Source organism: Flavobacterium terrisoli, assembly GCF_030167905.1.
Lineage (GTDB): Bacteria > Bacteroidota > Bacteroidia > Flavobacteriales > Flavobacteriaceae > Flavobacterium > Flavobacterium terrisoli.
Genome location: NZ_JARGNA010000011.1, coordinates 1 through 18,680, shown reverse-complemented (window position 1 = coordinate 18,680; position 18,680 = coordinate 1). Strand labels below are relative to the sequence as shown.

The 18,680-nt window shown below is 39.2% G+C and carries 12 protein-coding genes; 8 read left to right on the top strand and 4 right to left on the bottom strand.

Annotated elements, in window-relative coordinates:
* Window positions 1-4 precede the first annotated feature (4 nt).
* The 4 genes from P1K33_RS15040 to aroB all read right to left on the bottom strand — a co-directional run bounded on the left by P1K33_RS15040 (window position 5) and on the right by aroB (window position 3,859).
* Window positions 5-979, bottom strand: a complete 975-nt coding sequence (locus tag P1K33_RS15040; protein WP_187661269.1) for a deoxyhypusine synthase family protein — start codon at window positions 977-979, stop codon at window positions 5-7.
* 122 nt (window positions 980-1,101) lie between these two features.
* A complete protein-coding gene (locus P1K33_RS15035) occupies window positions 1,102-2,502 on the bottom strand; it encodes a type III PLP-dependent enzyme domain-containing protein (protein ID WP_284653812.1) in 1,401 nt (466 codons plus the stop codon).
* Window positions 2,503-2,554: 52 nt separating this feature from the next.
* Entirely contained in the window at window positions 2,555-2,734 is a 180-nt protein-coding gene (locus P1K33_RS15030; RefSeq protein ID WP_284653811.1) for a hypothetical protein, read from the bottom strand.
* Between the two features lie 57 nt (window positions 2,735-2,791).
* Window positions 2,792-3,859 carry a 3-dehydroquinate synthase gene (aroB, locus tag P1K33_RS15025; protein ID WP_284653835.1) on the bottom strand — a complete coding sequence of 356 codons (1,068 nt, stop codon included), beginning with the start codon at window positions 3,857-3,859 and terminating at the stop codon, window positions 2,792-2,794.
* A gap of 155 nt (window positions 3,860-4,014) precedes the next feature.
* Here aroB and P1K33_RS15020 point away from each other — a divergent pair, with 155 nt between their 5' ends.
* From P1K33_RS15020 to P1K33_RS14985, 8 genes are all read left to right on the top strand, one after another.
* Window positions 4,015-4,410, top strand: coding sequence for a DUF2452 domain-containing protein (locus P1K33_RS15020; RefSeq protein WP_284653810.1), 396 nt, complete (start codon window positions 4,015-4,017; stop codon window positions 4,408-4,410).
* Window positions 4,411-4,500: 90 nt separating this feature from the next.
* Window positions 4,501-6,030 carry a cryptochrome/deoxyribodipyrimidine photo-lyase family protein gene (locus tag P1K33_RS15015; RefSeq protein WP_350028987.1) on the top strand — a complete coding sequence of 510 codons (1,530 nt, stop codon included), beginning with the start codon at window positions 4,501-4,503 and terminating at the stop codon, window positions 6,028-6,030.
* Window positions 5,996-6,142 (top strand): DUF2256 domain-containing protein, encoded by a 147-nt coding sequence (locus tag P1K33_RS15010; protein WP_372508272.1) that lies wholly within the window; start codon window positions 5,996-5,998, stop codon window positions 6,140-6,142. The genes P1K33_RS15015 and P1K33_RS15010 overlap by 35 nt, the downstream gene beginning before the upstream one ends.
* Entirely contained in the window at window positions 6,132-7,673 is a 1,542-nt protein-coding gene (locus tag P1K33_RS15005) for a cryptochrome/photolyase family protein (protein ID WP_284653809.1), read from the top strand. Before P1K33_RS15010 ends, P1K33_RS15005 begins: the two co-directional genes overlap by 11 nt.
* Window positions 7,670-8,977 carry a DASH family cryptochrome gene (locus P1K33_RS15000; protein WP_284653808.1) on the top strand — a complete coding sequence of 436 codons (1,308 nt, stop codon included), beginning with the start codon at window positions 7,670-7,672 and terminating at the stop codon, window positions 8,975-8,977. Before P1K33_RS15005 ends, P1K33_RS15000 begins: the two co-directional genes overlap by 4 nt.
* Window positions 8,974-10,401: an SDR family oxidoreductase gene (locus P1K33_RS14995; protein ID WP_284653807.1), complete on the top strand. Its 1,428-nt coding sequence runs from the start codon at window positions 8,974-8,976 to the stop codon at window positions 10,399-10,401. Before P1K33_RS15000 ends, P1K33_RS14995 begins: the two co-directional genes overlap by 4 nt.
* 60 nt (window positions 10,402-10,461) lie before the next feature.
* Window positions 10,462-11,634, top strand: a complete 1,173-nt coding sequence (locus P1K33_RS14990) for a proline dehydrogenase family protein (protein ID WP_284653832.1) — start codon at window positions 10,462-10,464, stop codon at window positions 11,632-11,634.
* A gap of 111 nt (window positions 11,635-11,745) precedes the next feature.
* A partial coding sequence (locus tag P1K33_RS14985) for an FIDD domain-containing protein (protein ID WP_443667533.1) occupies window positions 11,746-18,680 on the top strand: 6,935 nt, incomplete at its 3' end.

The following is an 18,680-nucleotide window of genomic DNA, read 5'->3' as shown; positions in this document are numbered from 1 at the left end:
TCTTTTATAAATCTAGTAAGTAAGCAAAAATTAGTGGCGCTACAATGGTAGCATCCGACTCGATAATAAATTTGGGGGTATGAATGTCAAGTTTTCCCCAAGTGATTTTCTCATTTGGGACAGCTCCCGAATAGGAACCGTAACTTGTAGTTGAATCTGAAATCTGGCAAAAGTAACTCCAAAACGGAACATCATGCATTTCCATGTCCTGGTATAACATTGGTACTACGCAAATCGGGAAATCTCCTGCAATTCCACCACCAATCTGGAAGAAACCAACGCCTCTTCCTGAGGAATTCTTTGGATACCAATCGGCCAACCACATCATATATTCGATGCCGCTTTTCATAGTTGTAGGTTTGAACGTGCCTTTGATACAATAAGAAGCAAAAATGTTTCCCATCGTACTGTCTTCCCATCCCGGAACCACAATTGGCAAGTTTTTCTCCGCCGCTGCGACCATCCAGGAATCTTTTGGATCAATTTCGTAGTATTGTTTTAATACGCCTGAATTGATCATTTGGTACATGAATTCATGTGGAAAATAACGTTCTCCTTTTGAATCGGCATTGTTCCAAATGTCATATAAGTGTGATTGTAATCTTCTGAAAGCTTCTTCTTCCGGAATACAAGTGTCTGTAACTCTGTTGTAGTGATTTTCCAATAAATCCCATTCTTCCTGCGGGGATAAATCGCGGTAATTTGGCACTCTTTTATAAGAATTGTGTGCCACCAAATTCATAATGTCTTCTTCCAAATTGGCACCCGTGCAGGAAATTATGTGTACTTTGTCCTGGCGAATCATTTCCGCCAACGATTTTCCTAACTCGGCCGTACTCATGGCTCCGGCCAAAGTAATCATCATTTTACCATTGTCAAGTAGATGCTCTTCATAGCCTTTTGCTGCGTCAACTAGGGCAGCAGCGTTAAAGTGAAGATAGTTTTTTTCTATAAACTGACTGATTGGTCCTTTACTCATTGTTGTTTGTTTGTTGTTTGTAGTTGATGGTTCAAAGAAAAACTTTTTTTCTAAACCAGCAAACTCTTTTTTTAAAAATTATTATAAATATAAAACGTGCCAGACGTTCTGTTTTTCAAAGTTTATTTCTTGTCGTAACCTAATATTTTCAGGACATCATCTGAACTCTGTTGGTGTGAAAATATTTCTGTAGCCAAAATGCCGTTTTCATCGCGATCAATCAAAATGTGTTTGGGTTGCGGAATCAAACAGTGGTGCAATCCGCCAAAGCCGCCAATGGTTTCCTGATACGCACCGGTGTTGAAGAATCCGATGTATAAAGGTTTTTCCTTGTTGTATTTTGGCAAATAAACAGCATTCATATGTTGTTCCGAATTGTAGTAGTCATCACTATCGCAAGTCATTCCGCCCAAAAGTACTCTTTCATAAGTGTCATTCCAACGGTTTACGGCCAGCATTACAAAACGCTTGTTAATGGCCCAGGTATCGGGTAGTGTCGTGATGAATGATGAATCAATCATGTTCCAGTTCTCACGGTCATTTTGCTTCTTTTGGTATAAAACCTGATAAATCGCGCCACCTGATTCACCAACGGTAAATGAACCGAATTCGGTGAAGATATGTGGAACGTCGATTTCAGCTTCGTCGCATGAAATTTTGATTTGGTTCAAAATCTCATCAATCATATATTGGTAATCGTATTCAAAAGCCAATGAATTTTTGATTGGGAAACCACCGCCGATATTCAAGCTGTCCAAAGTGGGACATTCTCTTTTCAGTGCGACATATACTTTCATACATTTCAACAACTCATTCCAGTAATAGGCCGTATCGCGGATTCCGGTGTTGATAAAGAAGTGCAGCATTTTCAGTTCCACTTGTTTGTTTTCCTGAATTTGTTTTCTGTAGAAAGGAACGATGTCTTTGTAGCCAATGCCCAAACGGGAAGTATAGAACTCAAATTTTGGTTCTTCTTCGGCTGCAATTCGGATTCCGATTTTGAATTTGCCTTTTATTTTTTCCTGCAACAAGTCTAATTCCTCATAATTGTCAATTACCGGAATGGTTTTGTTGTGGCCGCTGTTGATTAAACGGGCAATGTTATCCACATACTCATCGCGTTTGAAACCGTTACAAACTACATAAGTGTTTTTGTTGATTTTGCCTTCTTCCATCAATTTCTCTACTATGTTGATGTCATAGGCAGAAGAAGTTTCGATGTGGATGTTGTTTTTGAAAGCTTCATTCATGATAAATTTGAAATGAGAGCTTTTGGTACAATAACAATAATAGTATTTGCCTTCGTAACCGATTTTTTCCATTCCTTTTCTGAACCAGCCTTTGGCTTTGTTGATGTTATTGGAAATGGCAGGCAAATAGGTGAACTTTAAAGGCGTGCCGTATTGTTCTACCAATTTCATCAAATCGATATTGTGAAACTGAAGGTTGTCTTTGTTTAGCGTGAATTCTTCTTGCGGGAAGTAGAATGTTTGATTGATTAAGTCGTAATATTTGGTGTTCATTTAGCTTTTAAATTTCAGATTAAATTATTTTTAAAACAAAATAATCCTCGATTCAAACCCTGATGTTAGCATAAATGATGGGTAATTTTTCTTGGAATAAAAAAGTAATTGGCGAACACAAAGCAGTAGGATCATTTTTCTGGCTTAAAAAATGAGCGCTAAAAGCGGAGAAATAATTTCTAATTTCCTGGCTATAAATACTGTAATTAGTAGTGTTGACACTTTTTTTCATCAGGGCAAATGTAAAAAATAATATTTTCGAAATACAACTATTACTGTGAAAAAAATGTTAGTTTTTATAATCTTCAAAAGATTTTGTAATTAATTCATTATCAACTTCTTGGTTGGTTTTAATTTTACCAATACCATCAAGCAATGCAAATTGGATTTTGCCGTACTCATTTTTTTTGTCGTGAATCAATAAATCGACTATCGGTTGGAGGTCATTTTCTTCAAAAATGATCCGGTCAAAAACTGCATTGATGGTCTTTTTGATTTCGATGTATTCTGCTTCCGAAAGCAATCCTTTTTGCCATGAAATGAAACTTTCTAAAATCATCCCGGCCGCAATGGCTTCACCATGCAGCAAGGTTTTTTTGCTTTCGTTTTCCAGAAAATAACTTTCAATGGCATGACCTAAAGTATGCCCGAAATTCAAAGCTTTTCTAATCCCATTTTCCGTTGGATCCTGCATCACGATTTCGTTTTTGATTTCGATGGAACGGTGAATCAACAAATCAAAATCGGCAAAGTCAGCTTGGCTTAAATCTTTAAACTGAGCCCAATAGGCAGCATCAAAAATCAATCCGTGCTTGAGCATTTCGGCCAATCCGGATCGCATTTCGTTTTGCGGTAAAGTCGATAGGAATTCGGTGTCAATTAAAACCATTTTCGGAACATTGATGACACCAATCTGGTTTTTCAGGTTACCCAAATCTACACCGTTTTTGCCTCCAATGGAAGCATCAACCATCGCCAAAAGTGTCGTCGGGATATTGATAAAATCTATTCCTCTTTTGAAGGTAGAAGCGATAAAACCGCCAATATCAGTAATCACGCCACCGCCAATATTGAGCAATAATGATTTTCTGTCGGCACCCAATTCGGTCAGGATATTCCAAATTTCCACACAGGTATTGATGTTTTTTTCGGCTTCGCCCGATTCAATTTCTATGATTTCAATGGTTTTGTCTGTCGCTAAAAATGGCAAAAACCGCTGCAAACAAAGCGCATTGGTGTGACTGTCCACTAAAATGAATAGATTGGAATAGTGGTTTTGTTCAATGAAATTATTGAGCGTTTCGTATTCTTTTTCTCCGAATAAAACCGGGTAACCGTTGGCGGTTATTGATTGCATCATTGTTTAAAATGTATTGGGCAAAATAAGGGATTTTTTTTCTAAATAAGGCAATAAGATTTAATAATGACCTTTTGCTTTTTCGAGCCAAATAAAATGTAAATTTGTTTAACTTTTTTGATAAAAGAATAAACAATAATATTTAAATTTAGTCAATGAAAAAAGAGCGACCTGATAATATTGTATTTTCTGATGAACAGGGATATAATGCCAGTCAACTGTCTTATCCGACAAATATTGGCGCACCAGCCATTAGAGTGGATGATGTTGTGGCTTGGAAAAGTAGAAGCATCAGCAATGTCAACAAAGAATTTGAGAGTAGGTTCAACGAACTAAAAATGCAATACCAAAATTTAATGCGCGAATACGAATGGAACGAATTGGTATATAGTGCAAAGTTTTCATTTGAGCCGGTTATTGGTGAAATTTATCATTTATACAGAGACGATAACGGTTTTAACTTTCTATCGTTAATTGGACCAAAGGAATGGAATAAAGAACATCTTGGCACTTTCAAATTGAACAGTGACAAAAAGTGGATTGTACTGTGATGTTTATCGGTGAAATTAATCAAGTGTATTTTCCTGAAAACTGCCTCAACAAAGAAGGATTTTTAGATATAAAAAAACCAATAGCAATACTTGTTTCGGATTATTTTGAATAAAAAAGCGATTAATATTATTTGGTTTAAAAGAGATTTGCGATTGACAGATCATGAACCTTTGTTTCAGGCTCAACAATCGGATTTGCCTGTTTTATTGCTCTTTTTTTTCGAGCCTTCTGTTATGGCTTATGACGATTCGGATGTAAGGCATTGGCGGTTTGTTTACGAATCAATTTTAGGGATGCAAACCCAATTGGACTCGGTAAACGCGAGACTTTATTTTTTTCAAAGTGAAGTCAAAACAGTATTCGAAGAACTCACAAAAGTGTATGAAGTCAAAACGGTTTTTTCCCATCAGGAAGTGGGTAACAAAGTTACTTTTGACCGGGATATAACAATGCAAAGTTATTTTTCAGCAAATAAAATTGAGTGGAAGGAATACCAATTGCACGGTGTGATTCGAAAATTAAAATCGAGAAAAGATTGGGATAAACGTTGGGAAAAAGTGATGCGTGACATTCCCAAAACCATCAACTTAAATCGTTTTCAAATCGAAAAATTGGATTCTGATTTATACAACAAATTAAAAGGAGAGCATCTAAATGAAGCCATCACAACTCACCACAAAAACTTCCAACAAGGAGGCGAATATTGGGCTTGGCGGTATTTAGACAGTTTTGTAAAAGAGCGCTATATCAATTATAGCAAGCACATTTCTAAGCCCGATTTAAGCAGAAAAGGCTGTAGTCGTTTATCGCCCTATTTGGCTTATGGTAATATTAGTATGCGAATGGTTTATCAATATGCCAATCAGTTTTATGAGAATGCTTCTAATAAAAGAGCGATGCTGAATTTTGTATCACGATTGCATTGGCATTGTCATTTTATGCAAAAGTTTGAAGACGAATGCCGAATGGAATTTCAAAACATAAATGCTGCTTTTGACATCTTGATAAAGCCCAAAAATGAAGCTTATATCAAAGCTTGGCAGGAAGGAAAAACCGGCGTGCCTATTGTGGATGCCTGCATGCGTTGTTTGGTAGCCACCGGTTACCTCAATTTTAGAATGCGCGCTATGGTCGTTTCTTTTTTTGTGTTTAATCTTTGGCAGGACTGGCGTGAATTGCACTTTTTGGCCCGACAATTTTTAGATTACGAACCCGGAATTCATTATCCGCAATTGCAAATGCAATCGGGCGTTACCGGAATCAATACCGTTCGCATTTACAATCCGATTAAAAACTCTGAAGAACACGATACTGAAGGCATTTTTATCAAAAAATGGTTACCCGAATTGGCCAATATTCCGGCTCATTTGATCCATGAACCTTGGAAATTGAGCCTGATGGAACAGCAATTATATCAATGTGAAATTGGTAAAGATTATCCGGAACCAATTGTAGATATTGAAGCCACTCGTAAAAAGGCGAGTGATATCATTTGGAGTTTTCGCAAAACGGATGAAGTCAAAGAAGAAGGCAGACGAATTCTGAAAAAGCACGTAACAAATCCCAATTCAAATAAAATAGCTAATGCGCGGAATAAAAAAACAAAACCTGCCCAATAAAGTTTGCGTCGTTTGTAACCGACCTTTTTACTGGCGCAAAAAATGGGAGAAAGTTTGGGATGAAGTCAAATATTGTAGCGATAAATGCAGAACAACAAAAAATGAAAAATAAAGGCACACTTAGGCTTATTTTGGGAGACCAATTGAACCACCTTCATTCTTGGTTCAATAAGGTAGATGATTCTATTACTTATGTGCTAATGGAAGTCAGAACCGAAACGGATTACGCGCACCATCACATCCAAAAAGTAGTTGGTTTCTTCAGTGCCATGCGTTCTTTTGCTGCAGAGTTGCAGTCTAAACAACACAAGGTGATTTACTTCCATTTGACGGATAGCCACAATTTGCAATCCTTTGAAAAGAATTTAGACGCCATATTACACCAAGGAAATTTTATACAGTTTGAATACCAATTGCCTGATGAATATAGATTGGATGTTGTATTTAAAAACTATTGTTCTCATCTTACAATTCCACATGCAGTTTATGACACAGAGCATTTTTTCAGCACAAGGAATGAATTAGGGACTTTTTTTGAAGGCAAAAAAATGTTGCTGATGGAAAGCTTTTACCGCGCCATGAGAAAGCAACACAACATTTTGATGGAAGGCGATAAACCTACAACCGGTCAGTGGAATTATGATGGGGAAAATCGAATGAAATTGCCTAAAAATCATAAGCCAACACCGCCATTAGTTTTTAATAATGATGTTAGTCAAATTGTCGCAGCATTGAGCAATACAAATGTTGCTACTATTGGAACTATTGATGAGACTAATTTTGTTTGGCCTATTAACAGAGCACAATCCTTAGCCTTACTCGATTTTTTTGTGACCGAATGTCTGCCTTTATTTGGATCATTTCAAGATGCGATGATGCCCAATGAATGGTCGTTATACCATTCGCGTCTTTCCTTTTCCATGAATCTCAAAATGATTTCGCCCAAAGAAGTTATAGACCGAGCCATCAAAGAATGGGGAAGTCGCAAAAATGAGATAGCGTACAATCAACTCGAAGGTTTTGTTCGGCAAATCATTGGTTGGCGCGAATACATGCGCGGTATTTATTGGTTAAAAATGCCCAGTTATGCTTCTTTGAATTTTTTTAATCATAATCAAAAATTGCCCGATTGGTTTTGGACCGGTAAAACCAAAATGAATTGTCTCAAAAATGCCATCAACCAATCGTTAGATTTCGCCTATGCGCATCATATTCAGCGTTTAATGATTACCGGAAATTTTGCCCTGTTGGCCGGAGTGCATCCGGATGAAGTAGATGCCTGGTATCTGGGAATTTACATTGATGCGATTGAATGGGTTGAAATCACCAACACCCGTGGCATGAGTCAGTTTGCTGACGGCGGCATTGTAGGCACAAAACCTTATGTGAGTTCGGCTGCGTATATCGATAAAATGAGCCACTATTGTGGTAGCTGTTTCTATAAAAAAGCATTGAAAACGGGCGAAAAAGCATGCCCGTTTAACAGCTTGTATTGGAATTTCTACGACAAGCATGAAGACAAATTATCCAAAAATCCCCGTATCGGAATGATGTACAATGTTTGGCGAAAAATGAAACCCGAAGAAAAAGCCAATTTGTTAGAACAGGCCGATTCTTATTTGAAAAATATCAATGACTTATGAAAACAGCGATTGTTTGGTTTAAAACCGATTTGCGTTTGCACGATAATGAAACCTTGGTAAAAGCGATAGCCAAGAGTGATATCATTGTTCCGGTGTATTGCTTTGATGAAGCTCAATTTCAGACAACGGATTATGGATTTCAAAAAACAGGAAGTTTCAGAGCCCAATTTTTATTGGAAGCTTTGGCCGATTTAGATAAAAATCTTCGAGAATTAGGCTCGGGATTGATCCTTTTGAAAGGGAAACCCGAAGTTGAAATCCCCAAAATAGTCCAGCAATACAAAGCTTACAAAGTTTTTGCTAAGCGAGAGGTGGCTCATGAAGAAAAGCAAACGGAAGCTTTGGTACAATCGGAACTTTTTAGATTGCGATGTGAATTTGAAACCTTTAGCACAAGCACTTTATACCATGCGGAAGATTTGCCTTTTTCCATCAAAGATATTCCCGATGTTTTCACCAATTTCAGAAAGAGAATTGAGAAAGATGCTGAGATTAGAACGGTTTTCGAAAAGCCGTTGCGAATTAATTCCCCTACAATTCCTGAAATCAATCTGCCTGCATTGAATGATTTAGGTTTGGATACTACCAACATTGATAGCAGAGCTGTCCTTCAGTTCAAAGGTGGCGAAACCCAAGGATTACTGCGTATGAAACATTATTTTTTTGAAACCCAATCAATCTCAAGTTATAAACAAACCCGAAACGGAATGGTAGGCGCCAATTATTCCTCCAAATTCTCAGCATGGTTGGCATTGGGTTGTTTGTCTCCAAGGGAAATCTATTTTGAACTCAAAAAATATGAAGCGCAATACGAAGCCAACGAATCGACATATTGGTTGGTTTTTGAATTACTCTGGCGTGACTATTTTAGGTTTATGGTGAAGAAATACCAAGCCAAATTTTTTCAATTGGCCGGAATTCAAACCAAAGCCATTGCATCGAATAAACAAGATATTCAGTCATTGCAAAACTGGATTGATGGTAAAACAGGTATTGATTTCGTTGATGCCAATATGACTGAACTTAAGTTGACCGGTTTTATGAGCAATCGAGGCCGACAAAATGTAGCGAGTTATTTGTGTCATGATTTGAAACTCGATTGGCGTTATGGCGCGGCTTATTTTGAGCAACAACTCATCGATTATGATGTTTGCAGTAATTGGGGTAATTGGGCTTATTTAGCCGGAGTGGGTAATGATCCGCGTGGCAATCGCTATTTTAATATCGAGAAGCAAGCCCAAGATTATGATAAAAAAATGGAATACAGAAGTTTATGGTTGAACACTAATAATAGGGCTTTATGAAAATTCTTTTAACAGGTGCCAATGGTTATGTAGGGAGACGATTATTGCCCGAATTGTTGTCGCAAGGACATGAAGTAATTTGTTGTGTTCGCGATAAAAAGCGCATGGGATTTGATCCACATATCTTGTCTTTAGTTGCCATTTGGGAAGTTGATTTTTTAGAGGAAGTCAGTTTTGAAAATTGTCCGACACAGGTTGATATTGCTTATTTTTTAATTCATTCGATGTCGAGTTCTACCAATGATTTTGATGTTATGGAAGCCCAAACGGCCCAAAACTTCAATCGGTATTCAGCATACATGAAAGTAAAACAAGTCATTTATTTGAGCGGCATTGTCAACGACCCGAATTTGTCCAAACACATGCTGTCACGAAATAGTGTTGAGAAAATATTGTACGGAGGAACACACGATTTAACCGTTTTAAAGGCTGGAATTATTGTAGGTTCAGGAAGTTCGTCATTTGAAATTATCAGGGATTTATGTGAAAAATTGCCCATCATGATTACACCAAAATGGGTGCTGACTAAAACGCAACCCATTGCTATTCGGGATGTAATTCAGTATTTACTTGGAGTACAAAATAGGGAAGACTGTTTCAACGAATCTTTTGATATTGGTGGGCCCAATGTGATCACCTACAAACAAATGATGCAGTTGTATGCCAAAACCCGAAACATTAAATTGGCCATTTTGACTGTTCCGATTATGACACCGAAATTATCTTCCTACTGGCTGTATTTTGTTACGTCTACTTCCTATAAATTGGCTGTAAATTTGGTCGATAGCATGAAGGTAGAAGTGGTTTGTAAAGACAACCGACTCCAAAAAATGCTCCATATAAAACCCATTTCCTATGTAGATGCTATTAAATTAGCTTTTGAGAAAATTGAACAAAATTTAGTCATTTCCAGTTGGAAGGACAGTTTGGTGAGTAGTCGTTTTAAGAGCAGTTTGGCGCATTATATCCAAGTCCCTAACTTTGGTTGTTTGAAAGACATTAAAACAGTAAAGATTGAAAATCCTGAACAGGTTTTGCATAATATTTGGTCGATAGGAGGCGAAAAAGGGTGGTATTATGCTGATTGGATGTGGCAATTGCGTGGCGCTATTGATAAATTGTTTGGTGGTGTTGGGCTCAGAAGAGGAAGAACCCATCCTTACGATATTTACAACGGTGATTCGTTAGATTTCTGGCGGGTTTTATTGGCCGATAAAGAAAACAAGCGGTTATTACTTTTTGCAGAAATGAAAGTTCCGGGTGAAGCTTGGTTGGAATTTAGAATCGATGAAAATAATGTATTGCACCAAATTGCGACGTTTCGGCCAAGAGGAATTTTTGGGCGATTATATTGGTACAGTATGCTACCTTTTCATTTTTTTATTTTCAATGGGATGATAAAAAGGATTGTTGCCTCAAACTAGTTTTTTAAAATGAAACAATTCTTAAAACTCTTTTTATATTTGTCGCATCAATACAATACAATGGAAAAAATTTTCAACAACACTAAAGTGGCGTTTGCACTTAAAACAGATACAGAATTAGACAGGGCTTATTTTTTATTCAAAATGATTGACAATGAGCCGCTGGTTCGCATCGGAACTGCCGTGACCAACTTTGCCTTAAAGGCACACTTACCGGTAGAAGGATTAATCAGAGCGACTGTTTTTGATCATTTTTGTGGCGGAACAACTGAAGATGATTGTTTGTCGGTAGTGGATAAAATGTATACCAAAGGTGTTTCTTCAGTATTGGATTATTCGGTTGAAGGGAAAGAAGAAGAAGCGCAATTTGACGCTGCCTTGGAAATGACATTGAAAACCATTGAATTTGCTAAAGAAAGAGAAGCGATTCCGTTTGCGGTTTTTAAACCAACCGGTTTTGGGCGTTTTTATTTATATGAAAAGTTAGGAGAGAAGCAAACCTTAACTGCCGAAGAACAAAAAGAGTGGGATAGAGTAGTGGCTCGTTTTGATGCTGTATGTAAAGCCGCTCATGAGAAAGACGTTGCCTTGTTGATTGACGGAGAAGAAAGCTGGATGCAGGATGCTGCTGACGATTTGGTTACCGATATGATGCGCAAGTACAACAAAGAAAAATGCATTGTTTTTAACACTTTGCAGTTGTATCGCCATGACAGATTGGATTATTTGAAAAAGTTGCACGCGCAAGCTCAGTCAGAAGGCTTTTATATAGGGATGAAACTGGTTCGCGGAGCCTATATGGAAAAAGAAAACAAACGTGCCGAAGAAAAAGGCTATCCGACACCAATTTGCGAGAGCAAAGAAGCCACAGATATTAATTATGATACAACTGTGGTTTATATGATGGAGAATTTAGAAAAAATGTCCATATTTGCCGGAACACACAATGAGTTAAGTTCTTATAAACTAATTGAACTAATGGAAGCCAAAGGCGTACTGAAAAGTGACCCAAGAATTTGGTTTGGTCAGTTGTATGGCATGAGCGATAACATCAGCTATAATCTGGCAGAACACGGGTATAATGTAGCTAAATATTTGCCATTTGGACCGGTTAGGGATGTGATGCCTTATTTGATTCGAAGGGCAGAAGAAAACACTTCGGTAGCCGGGCAAACAAGTAGGGAACTTAACTTGTTAAAAACAGAGAGAGACAGAAGAAAAATAGAAAAATAGAAAAAAGACCTCATTTATTTGAGGTTTTTTCGTTAAAACATTAAAAATCAATATATTTGGTAGTTGTTTAATAGCAATTGCCAAGCTAAATCTACTTTAAAGTTATTGTATATGAAGATATTTACTCGTATAAAAAATATATTATTTGTTGCCCTAATCTTGTTTTCCTTTCAGGGATTCTCACAAAATCTGTTGAATAACGGGAATTTTGAAACAGGTACTGTCATTGGTTTTTTTAGCAATGGCGCTGGGTATTCCCAAATTAATCCTCCATATTCAGGAACTACTATACCTGGGAATTGGTCATTAACAACCAATCCGCTGCCGATGAATACTGCTTCTTTCGTTGCATCGGGAGATCACACTTCGGGAACGGGATACATGATGGTTATTGATGGGAATACCACGGGTGGCCAACAAAATTTCTGGGAAGCCGGAAATGGCGGTGGTGGCGTTTGTGGTTTGACAACCGGTGTAACCTATACGTTTAGCTATTGGATCAGATCCATTTACGGACCTGTAGCGGGTTCACCAACACCAGCCAATATTGGTGTGCAGATTCTGAATGCCAGCGCAGTGACTTTAGTTTCGGGTAGTGCCATTGCGCCTCCAACAGCTTCGGGCTGGCAGCAAGTAGTTTATACTTTTGTAGCCAATGGTCCGTGTGCCAATATCAAATTATTTAACAACAATACGAGTGCAGTTGGGAATGATTTTGCAGTCGATGATTTTTCGGTGACTGCACCAACAATACCTTTGACGATGTCAAATTCAGTATCCAATGTTTCCTGCCCCGGAGCGAATGATGGCTCAATTGTTATTTTTGGAGTTAATGGAGTTCAGCCTTATGTTTCTTATTCCATTACAGGGCCAGTTTCACAAACGAATACCACAGGAGTTTTCACCGGACTTCCGGCGGGTACTTATACGCTTTCGGTAACTGATAGTGATAGCCCGGCCTCAACAGCAACCACTCCAAATGTAGTTATCACGCAACCTGGTGGCATAACAGCTGGTGCTTTCCCTTCAACAATTTGTGCAGGCGCGACAAGTCAATTGTCAACAAGCGGAAGTGCGAATCCATACAATTGGACTGCATCACCGGCAGATCCTAGTTTGACAACGCCCAACATCGCTAACCCTGTGGTTAGTCCAACACAGACAACCACCTATACGGTAACTTCTACCGTAACATCGAATAGAGATTTGATTTTTAACGGAGATTTTTCTCAAGGGAATAATGGATTTACTACGGATTATCAGTATTTAACGGTTACTGTTCCGGCTGGTGCACAGAGAACTTATGGAATCGTGACCAATTCAAATGCTTGGTTTGCCGGTTTTTCTTCTTGTACTGCTAATGGTGGCTCAGGAAATATGTTTGTAGCCGATGGTTCCAATCAGAATGCCGGAAATGATAGCGTTTGGTGTCAAACTGTAGCAGTTGTTCCGGGTCAGAATTATACCTTTAGCTATTGGGTTCAAACTGTTGCCACTCCAAACCCTGCCAATATAGAAGTCATGATTAATGGTGCTTCAGTTGGAATTGCATTAGCTCCGGCTACAGCCTGCGGCTGGGTTCAAAGATCTTATGTCTGGAATTCAGGTGCCAGTACTTCGGCACAAATTTGTTTGTTTGACAGGGTTATCACGTCTGGTGGAAATGATTTTTCATTGGACGATATCTCATTTACCGGACCTGTAACCTGTAATTTGTCACAAAGCGTTACGGTAAATGTAAATCCATCTGCGTCACCAGTTATTGCTTGTGGAACTTCAACGGCAAGTTCTGTGAGTTTCAATTGGGGTGCAGTAACCGGTGCAACGGGATATACAATCAGTTATACGATTAACAGCGGAACAGCTATTAGCGGAGGAAACACGGCAGCAACTACTTATGCTGTAAATGGTTTAAATGCAAATGATTCGGTAACCATAACAGTAACGCCAACCGGTGCATCGTGTTTGACCGCTTCAAGTCAAACTTGTATTGCAGCAGTAGCTTGTGTTGTGCCAACAGTTTCTGTAACACAACAGCCAACCTGTACTGTGCCTACCGGGACAATTGTTTTTACGAGTCCGTTGAATACCGGTCCTTTACCAATTCCGACAGATTTATTTATTTCTGAAGTAAGTGATGAAAGTACTGGTGCTTTATCCTATATCGAAATCTTTAATGGCACAGGTGCTCCTAAAAATTTAGCCAACTATAAATTAAAAGTATACAATAACGGTAATGCCACACCATCCGGTTTTTGTGATTTTCCATTAGCCGGAACATTAGCAAACAATGATGTTTATGTCGTTGGTATTGGTAGTGCCACTAATGTTGGTGGAGTAATTCCTGATTTGGTAGTTAGTGCCTGTCCAGGTTATAACACCAATGATAATGTGCGTTTAGCAACCAGTGCAGATGTTGAATTTGATTTATGGGGAAGAACAGACGGTATTGATTTTACACCAGCCAATCAAAGTGGTTATACATACAGAAGACTTGCTTCGGCACCACATCCTACGATGACATGGAATCCGGCTGACTGGACCGCTTTAGATCCTCAGGACTATACAAATTTTGGGACTTATTCTTATCAGGCAGCCAATTACGAATACAGCGTTAACGGCACTACATATCAATCCAGTCCAACTTTTACCGGTTTGGCTCCGGGTAATTATAATGTAACGGTCAGAGATTTGGTTTCGGGCTGTATTTCTACGCCAATCCTATTGGTGGTTAATCCGGTTCCGAATGCAACTGCTCCAACTGTTGTTTCACCAGTTACTTATTGTCAAAATGCTACAGTAAGCCCATTAACAGCGACACCTTCAGCAGGAGGAACATTAAACTGGTATGGCACTAATGCTACCGGTGGAACGGCTTCTGCAACCGCACCAACCCCTTCAACAGCATCATTGGGAACAACAACTTATTATGTGAGTCAAACAGTAGGTGGATGCGAAAGTCCAAGAGCTGCTATTGTTGTTAATGTTGTTGTAGCCACAGGAGTATTAACACCAGACTGTGGTATTCCTACATTAGGCTTTCCTCTTCCGGCTATTCATTTTGACTGGAACAATATTGCGGGTTCGGGAATTACTATGATGGCCTATACCTATACACTTTATGGACAAGCGCCCGTTTCAGGGGTAGTAAATACCGGAGCTAACGGGACCCATTTGGATGTTTACAATCCTTTAGACCTACCAGGGACTATTACCATCACTCCTGCAAATGGATCAGGTTGTGTTGCTCCAATAACCTTTAGCTGCAATTGCCCAAGTCCAGCAATAAGTGATCCTGCAAATCAGGTCTTTTGTGGAAACAGCCCGATTAGTCAATTTAATTTTACCACAGCGGATGCCTACGATACTGTTAATTGGACTAACAGCAATCCTGCTATTGGTTTAGCGGCAAGCGGAACAAGCAGTGGTTTGTTCTTACCGGCTTTTACATCGGCGAATGTAGCGACACAACAGGTGGCAACGATTAGTGTTACTTTGATAAAATATGGTTGTCCCGGACCAACAGTAGATTTTACTATAACTATAAATCCACAGCCGACATTGGTGATCACCAACCCGGCAACTGTATGTGGACCTGCATCCATTAATTTAACTTTACCGGCTGTTACCGCAGGAAGTACTGGTGGCGGTACATTGAGTTATTGGACCAATGCGGCGGGAACAACACCATTGGCTACACCAACTGCCGTAACAACGAGCGGCACTTATTACATTAAAAGCACTGTAGGTGCTTGTTCAGATATAGAGCCTGTAACGGTTACTATTAATCCTTCACCGGTATTGGTTATTACTAATCCGGCTGCAGCCTGTTCACCGGCTACGGTTAATTTAACCTTACCTGCAGTAACTGCGGGAAGTACGGGAGGCGGTACTTTAAGTTACTGGACCAATGCCGCTGCTACAACAGCATTAGCAAATCCGAATGCAGTTACAACGAGTGGAACTTATTATATTCAAAGTACATTAGGTACATGTTCTGATATTGAACCTGTAACCGTTTCCATAAATCCTTCACCAGTATTAAACATCACCAATCCTGCCGCTGTTTGTTCACCAGCGACAATTAACTTGACTTTACCGGCTATTACAGCCGGGAGTACAGGAGGTGGTACTTTAAGTTACTGGACCAATGCTGCCGGGACAACGCCATTGGCTACACCAAGTGCTGTAACAACCAGTGGTACTTATTATATTAGAAGTACGCTAGGTTCCTGTTCTGATATAGAGCCGGTAACTGTTACTATAAATCCCGCACCAGTTTTGAATATCAACAATCCTGCAGCCGTTTGCGGACCTGCTTCTGTTAATTTAACTTTGGCTGCAGTAACCGCAGGAAGTACAGGAGGCGGTACTTTAAGTTACTGGACCAATGCCGCTGCTACAACAGCATTAGCAAATCCGAATGCAGTTACAACGAGTGGAACTTATTATATTCAAAGTACATTAGGTACATGTTCAGATATAGAACCTGTTACCGTTACTATAAACCCTTCTCCGGTTTTAGTGATTACTAATCCGGCGCCAGTTTGTTCACCGTCCACAGTTAACTTGACTTTACCAGCCGTTACAGCCGGAAGTACAGGAGGTGGTACTTTAAGTTACTGGACCAATGCCGCAGGAACAACTCCGTTAGCTTCACCAAATGCGGTAGCAACCAGTGGAACGTATTATATTAGAAGTACGGTTGGTCCGTGTTCTGATATTGAACCGGTAACTGTTGTTGTTAATCCTCAAGTAGCACCAACATTTAATATCACACCTTCGGTTGTTTGTGAAGGAGCAATTATTACGCCGTTACCAACGACATCCAATAATGGTATTTCAGGTACTTGGTCTCCGGCCTTGAATAATACCGCAACGACTACTTATACATTTACGCCAACGTCGAGTGTTGCTGTTCCTTGTCCAACACCATTTACTTTTCAAATTCAGGTTGTGCCTCAAATTAACCCAACTGTTTCGGTAGTTGAATCTTGTAATTCGAATTCGGTTACAGTTACCAATCCGGTTGGTGCTAACTATGAATATTCTTTGGATGGAGGTACTTTCCAATCCAATCCGATTTTTTATAATGTAACAGCAGGAAATCATAACATTGTTGCCAATCAAACAGTGGCCAATTGTTTATCAAACGCTACTGCTTTTAATATTGTTGGCGTAACTAATGATGTATTTGTTACTAATCCTCAACCATTACAGTATTGTGATCCAAGTAATGATGGTTTTGTTACGTTCGATTTGTCACAGGTGATAAACTCGGTTACCGGTGGTGCTCCTTACACGGTTACTTTCCATGAAACTATAACAGATGCAAATCAAGATGGGACAAGCATACCTGATATTGTCAATTATGATAATATTAATCCTTGGTTGCAAGTTATTTATATTAGAGTAGAATCGACTGTAACCAGTTGTTTCGAAATAGTTCCGTTGCAGTTAATTGTTAACCCAACTCCTGAAGCGACCGAGCCTGATGATTATATTTTGTGTGATAATACAGGACAAACAGGTTTCGAGTCTTTTGATTTGACTACTACCATACCACAGATATTAGGCAGCATTAATCCGACTGATGTTAATGTTACTTTCCATACTACTTTAACCGATGCCCAAGATGATACTAATGCCATTGGTGGTGTAACGAATTATATCAACCAAACCCAGTGGAATCAAACTTTATATGTCAGAGTAGAGTTCATAACTACGGGTTGCTATGATGTTGTAGAGCTGGATTTGATTGTCAATCCGCTTCCAAATGCCACACAGCCTAACTATCCTCAATATTCTTTGTGTGATTACAATGCACCGATTGGTTATGAAGTCTTTGATTTGGCTTCACAGGTAGATCCAATATTACTCACACAACAAGGTATGACAGTTACGTTTTATCCTAGTTTGACTGATGCACAGAATGACAGCAATGCGATAAACATTTCTCATCCTGATCTGCAGTATCCAAACCAGATTATCTATGTCCAGACTTTGGGAATCCGTATCACCAATGATGATACAGGATGTTACAGCATTTCTACTATTGATATCAGAGTGGAGCCACTACCAACATTGATTCCGCCACTCGAGCCTTATACACTTTGTGATGACAATCAGGACGGTTTTTCCTGCGGCTTTGATTTAACGACTTTATTACCGGATTTATTAAACGGAATAACGACTTATGATTTAACCATTCATGAAACGTTAACAGATGCCCAGTTAGGTTCAACCCCAATGAATATTACGGTGCCTTATTGTAACATTATTCCTTTTGTTCAAACTTTATATGTTAGAGCTGTAGATGTTAATACCGGTTGTTGGAGTGTTCTTCCGATTGAACTGAATGTGAATCCAAGTCCGATTGCTCCATTTAATTTGGATGACATCGTGGTATGTGATGATGATAATAATCCACAAAACGCAATTACCGGAATTGATTTAACGATACAAACTCCAGTTGTCTTGGCATTACAACCTGCGGGAGGCAGTTATACGGTAACTTATTACACCTCTCAAGCTGCTGCAGAACTTGGCTTGGCACCAATCATCCCTGCCACAAATTACATCGGAAGCAACGGAGAGACCATCTGGGTAAGGGTAGAAGATGATGTAACGGGATGTTATAACATTGGTTCGTTCCAATTGATTATCAATATTCCATTATTGCTTACAGTGCCTGCACCGCTCAGTATATGTGATGATGATGGTGTTGATGATCAGTACCATACTTTTGACCTGACAGTGAGAGATGTGATGATCACACAAGGTCTCCCAGGTTATACGGTAACCTATTATCCAAATTTGACACTGGCGCAAGCTGGTGGACCGACAACCATTACTGATTTTACGAATTATATTAATGAGATTGCTCCGGTGCAAACTTTAGGAGTGGTAGTAACCAGTGCGGCAGGCTGTCAGAGCATTACGACTTTAGACATCAGGGTATTGCCTATACCGACTCCGAATCCTGACCCGGCCCCACTTGCACCACAATGTGATGACAACAATCCGGGAGATATGATGGAGGTATT

What these genes read in the sequence shown, in the direction of transcription:
- P1K33_RS15040 (WP_187661269.1), bottom strand. Translation starts at nt 979, where the DNA reads ATGAGTAAAGGACCAATCAGTCAGTTTATAGAAAAAAACTATCTTCAC.
- P1K33_RS15035 (WP_284653812.1), bottom strand. Translation starts at nt 2,502, where the DNA reads ATGAACACCAAATATTACGACTTAATCAATCAAACATTCTACTTCCCG.
- P1K33_RS15030 (WP_284653811.1), bottom strand. Translation starts at nt 2,734, where the DNA reads ATGAAAAAAAGTGTCAACACTACTAATTACAGTATTTATAGCCAGGAA.
- aroB (WP_284653835.1), bottom strand. Translation starts at nt 3,859, where the DNA reads ATGCAATCAATAACCGCCAACGGTTACCCGGTTTTATTCGGAGAAAAA.
- P1K33_RS15020 (WP_284653810.1), top strand. Translation starts at nt 4,015, where the DNA reads ATGAAAAAAGAGCGACCTGATAATATTGTATTTTCTGATGAACAGGGA.
- P1K33_RS15010 (WP_372508272.1), top strand. Translation starts at nt 5,996, where the DNA reads ATGCGCGGAATAAAAAAACAAAACCTGCCCAATAAAGTTTGCGTCGTT.
- P1K33_RS15005 (WP_284653809.1), top strand. Translation starts at nt 6,132, where the DNA reads ATGAAAAATAAAGGCACACTTAGGCTTATTTTGGGAGACCAATTGAAC.
- P1K33_RS15000 (WP_284653808.1), top strand. Translation starts at nt 7,670, where the DNA reads ATGAAAACAGCGATTGTTTGGTTTAAAACCGATTTGCGTTTGCACGAT.
- P1K33_RS14995 (WP_284653807.1), top strand. Translation starts at nt 8,974, where the DNA reads ATGAAAATTCTTTTAACAGGTGCCAATGGTTATGTAGGGAGACGATTA.
- P1K33_RS14990 (WP_284653832.1), top strand. Translation starts at nt 10,462, where the DNA reads ATGGAAAAAATTTTCAACAACACTAAAGTGGCGTTTGCACTTAAAACA.